This is a genomic window from Streptomyces sp. NPDC054840, assembly GCF_053611065.1.
Genome location: NZ_JBSGZP010000916.1, coordinates 1 through 2,332, shown reverse-complemented (window position 1 = coordinate 2,332; position 2,332 = coordinate 1). Strand labels below are relative to the sequence as shown.

The following is a 2,332-nucleotide window of genomic DNA, read 5'->3' as shown; positions in this document are numbered from 1 at the left end:
GGACAGGGCCTCGACGAGCTCGCCGAGCTCTACGTGCACCACCGCCACCGGCTTGCCGGGGTGCTCGGCAACCGCTGCGCGGAGCGCACCGGCCAGATCGTCCGTCGGCGCGTCCTCGCTCACCCACGGGATGGCCGTGACCACCACGGCGTCGCAGTCGTCCGAGCGGAGCGCGTCGGTCAGGGCGGCGCGGAAGTCCGCCGGGGCGGCCGCCGTCGTCAGGTCCAGCGGCGGCAGGGGGCGCAGGCCCTGGGTGAGGCAGGCGTCGTAGGTGAGGATGCCGAGGGATTCGGAGTTGCCGAGGATCGCGATGCGCGGCCCGGCGGGCAGCGGCTGCGCCGCCAGCAGGAGGCCGACGTCCACGAGCTCGGTGACCGTGTCGACGCGGATGACGCCTGCCTGGCGCAGCAGGGCGGAGACGGTGGCCTCCGGCAGCCGGGTGTCGGGGACGACGTGCCCGGCCGGGCTGTGCCGGCCGCCCTTGGCGACGACCACCGGCTTGACGGCCGCCGTGCGGCGGGCGAGGCGGGTGAACTTCCTCGGGTTGCCGAGGGTTTCGAGGTAGAGCAGGGCGACGTCGGTCGCCTCGTCGTCGTACCAGTACTGGAGGATGTCGTTTCCGGACACGTCGGCGCGGTTGCCCGCGGAGACGAAGGAGGACAGGCCCTCGCCGCGCCGGAGGAGTGCGGAGAGCAGGGCGATGCCGATCGCCCCGGACTGGGTGAACAGGCCGATCCGGCCGCGCGTCGGCATCGGTGCGGGGGTGAGGGAGGCGTTGAGTTCCACCTCGGGCGCGGTGTTGATCAACCCGTAGGCGTTCGGCCCGATCAGCCGCATCCCGTAGGAGCGCACCTGCCGCACCAGTTCGCGCTGGCGGGCGAGTCCGGCCGGGCCGCTCTCCCCGTATCCGGCGGACAGGACGACGAGCCCCTGCACCCCGTGCTCGCCGCAGGCCGCGACCGCGTCGGGGACCCGGTCGGCCGGGACCGCGATCACCGCGAGGTCGACCGGGGCGCCGACGGCCTCGATGGTGGGGTAGGCCCGCACCCCGTCGAGCAGGTCGCGGGTGACGGCCTCGTTGACCGCGTAGAGGTGGCCGTGGAAGCCGCTGTCGCGCAGGTTGCGCAGTGCGGCGGCGCCCACGCCCCCGCCGGAGCGGCTGACTCCGACGACGGCCACCGAGCCGGGGGCCAGCAGCCGCTGCACCGAGCGGGCCTCGGCGCGCTGTTCGCGGGCGCGCTGCACGGCGAGGGACTCGGCGGTGGGTTCGAGGTCGAGGGTGAGGCGGACGGAGCCGTCCTCGAAGCTGCGCTTCTGCTGGTAGCCGGCGTCCGTGAAGACTTTGATCATCTTGGTGTTGGCGGGCAGCACCTCGGCGGCGAAGCGTCGGATGCCGCGCTCGCGGGCCACCGCGCCGATGTGTTCCAGGAGGGTGGAGGCGACCCCGCGCCGCTGGTGGGCGTCCTGGACGAGGAAGGCGACCTCGGCCTCGTCGGCGGGTCCCGAGGCGGGCCGGCCGTCGCCGTCGATGCGGTCGTAGCGGACGGTGCCGATGAACTCCCCGCCGATGGTCGCGGCGAGGCCGACGCGGTCCACGTAGTCGTGGTGCGTGAAGCGGTGCACGTCGCGGTCGGAGAGCCGGGGGTAGGGGGCGAAGAAGCGGTAGTACTTCGACTCGTCCGAGACCTGCTCGTAGAAGCTGACGAGCCGGCCCGCGTCCTCGGTGGTGATGGGCCTGATCCGGGCGGTGCCACCGTCACGGAGGACGACATCGGCTTCCCAGTGGGCCGGGTACGAGGGGTCCGACTCGATGGTCATGGGCCTACCTTACGGCCGGATCAGGCGGTGCAGGCCTCGCGCGGCGGATCGGGCGGGACGGGACGGATCAGGGCAAGCTGGGGAACGTCGAGCGGCGGAGAATTCAGGCCGGAGGTAGGTCCGAGCATTCCGGACGCCGTGAGAGACTGGTCTAGACAACCGTAAGAACCTGAAGGGCATCACCATGGCAGAGCGCCGCGTCAACGTCGGGTGGGCCGAGGGCCTGCACGCTCGTCCCGCCTCGATCTTCGTCCGTGCGACGACCGCTTCCGGCGTCCCGGTGACCATCGCGAAGTCCGGCGGCGACCCCGTCAACGCCGCCTCCATGCTGGCGGTCCTGGGTCTGGGTGCCCAGGGCGGCGAGGAGATCGTCCTCGCCTCCGAGGCCGAGGGTGCGGATGCCGCGCTCGACCGCCTCGCGAAGCTGGTCGCCGAGGGCCTCGAGGAGCTTCCCGAGACCGTCTGACCCTTCGGGTTCGACCTCACGCGCGAAGCCGCGGCCCCCGATCCGGGG

Annotated in this window: 2 protein-coding genes; one reads left to right on the top strand and one right to left on the bottom strand. The window is 72.9% G+C overall.

Annotated features, from left to right (window positions below; all coding sequences use genetic code 11):
* On the bottom strand, window positions 1-1,818 hold a 1,818-nt coding region (locus ACWGIU_RS35910; protein WP_453712282.1), incomplete at its 3' end, for a GNAT family N-acetyltransferase.
* Window positions 1,819-2,002: 184 nt separating this feature from the next.
* Between ACWGIU_RS35910 and ACWGIU_RS35905 the strand changes: the two genes are divergently transcribed.
* Window positions 2,003-2,284, top strand: a complete 282-nt coding sequence (locus ACWGIU_RS35905) for an HPr family phosphocarrier protein (RefSeq protein WP_030012489.1) — start codon at window positions 2,003-2,005, stop codon at window positions 2,282-2,284.
* Window positions 2,285-2,332: the final 48 nt, after the last annotated feature.